This window comes from Chryseobacterium sp. CG10_8, from assembly GCF_058117085.1.
Window position 1 is genome coordinate 1 of sequence record NZ_JBYVEB010000212.1, and the last position, 1,896, is coordinate 1,896.

A 1,896-nucleotide genomic window follows, 5' to 3' on the forward strand; every position below is an offset into this window, starting at 1 on the left:
TAGTACCGCAGATGGGGTTTTGGTCTTGGAGAGTACGACCAAAGCCATGGTGTTACCTATTGTATCAGATACCAACAATGTTCCAAGTCCATCCCCTGGAATGATGGTGTACATCAACAAAGCGGGAGCAAAACGCTTAGCCGTATTCAACGGAAGCAAATGGAGCTACTGGATGCCATAGAAACAAAAGCCTGAATAAAAAAACTCAATAAAAACCTTCCAATAAATCTTGGAAGGTTTTTCGTAAATCTAAATGTAGTGCATATCATAAAAATGTTTGATAATAGGTGATTTTATTGCACTTTTTTTGATTTACAGTTTGTTACGATGGGTTGTTGTATTTGGTGCATATTATTTTTTTTTGTTGTATAAAAAAAATAATTAACTTTGCATATCACAAATATCGTGAAAAAAAAATTAATTCTTATTAAAGAAAATAGAAGTACGTTGGCTTTTATTCAAAAAAAATTGATATTTTTTGTTTTTTTCTTGATTTCATTAATTGTTTCTTCCCAGCAAGGGGTGGTTACTATTAGTGGAAATGCTTCTGTTTATGGTGTTGATTATGTTTATGAAAGTAATCAAAGCGAAAATGAACAAGACGTAACACAGAATACACAAATTATCACCTTAGTAGGTGATGTACAAATGATTTTCAAAGAATCTCTAGATTCTAATTCTTCAAAGCAACAAACCAAAAACAATAAAACGCCTCAAGTTGCTAAAGTAGATTTCAAAAAGCAGAAAGAGCAGGATAGATTAGCAAAAGAAAAAGAACTACTGGAAAAAATACCACCTCAGAAGCCGAAATTTGTACTGCAACCTTCTAAAAATAAAGAAAATTTTAGCTCTAATGGAAAATTCAATTCAACAGAGTTTATAATTCCTTCAAATACACATCAGCGTGATTGTCTTTTACAAGCTATTCAATTAGAGATTAAAAAATTAGAAGAGGTTTATAAGAATACTAATTTCTATTATTTATCGAATATAGACTTACTCAAATTCTCAAACGTTTTTTCTGTAAGACCGCCTCCTTCAAAAGAAATAAATTATTTTTAGTAGTTTTTTTACTAAATAGTTTTAGAAAAGTTTTTCTTTTTATATCAGAAACTTCTCACCAGGAATTTTATTAATTGTTTTGATGTTTTTTTTTCAAAAAAATGAATCAAAAACAAGAAAATGAATTCAATTACCAGCACCAATATTTAGAAAAATATACTTAGGGGTGTATCAAATAATTCAACAACTTTTTTATTAATGAATAAATTTACAACAAATTTTATATCCGAAAAATTATATAAAAAATGGCTAGCCATTTTTTTATTAATCTTTTCTTTCAAAATCTATGCACAGCAAGCTGTTTTTAATTATAATGGTGCCACAATTAGTGTTGCTTCTTCCTCGACAATTAATGAGGGAATAAAAATAGTTTTAAATGACTTAGATGTCGTTAATAATTTTTATACCTCTGGAGAAAATACAATTTATCTTTATGCAGGGGTTGAAACTTCATCAGCCACTTGGCAATATGTTCATGGAAACATTAGCACTATAGGAACTCTAGGGGCATTAAGTTTTTTAAACAATGGCGTTAGCAATACCACTTCACCTAACCAATATCAGCTTGTTATTGATCCGAAAACATTTTTTAATACAATTCCAGTTGGCACTACTGTAAAAGGAATTAATTTACTGTTTAGAAACCAATTTGGAACTGGTGGAAATAATCAAACGGTCAATTTGTATATTGATTTACAGGATGCGGTTTATACTGGGGTAACCACCGTTGGTTACGGCTCCTATGAAGATGCAGATTCAGATGGAGTTTTAAATGATCTAGATTTAGATCCAGACAATGATGGTATTGTAAGTTGTACTACCGAATCTTATACG

General features: G+C 30.3%; 3 protein-coding genes. All 3 read left to right on the forward strand.

The window, feature by feature from the left end:
• The coding region (locus tag AC4AGG_RS16250) for a phage tail-like protein (RefSeq protein WP_489773070.1) at positions 1-181 on the forward strand (181 nt) is incomplete at its 5' end.
• A 224-nt stretch (positions 182-405) separates the two neighbouring features.
• Positions 406-1,062: a hypothetical protein gene (locus AC4AGG_RS16255; RefSeq protein ID WP_489773071.1), complete on the forward strand. Its 657-nt coding sequence runs from the start codon at positions 406-408 to the stop codon at positions 1,060-1,062.
• Positions 1,063-1,260: 198 nt separating this feature from the next.
• Positions 1,261-1,896, forward strand: a 636-nt coding sequence (locus AC4AGG_RS16260; RefSeq protein WP_489773072.1) for a hypothetical protein, incomplete at its 3' end; no start/stop codon positions are given.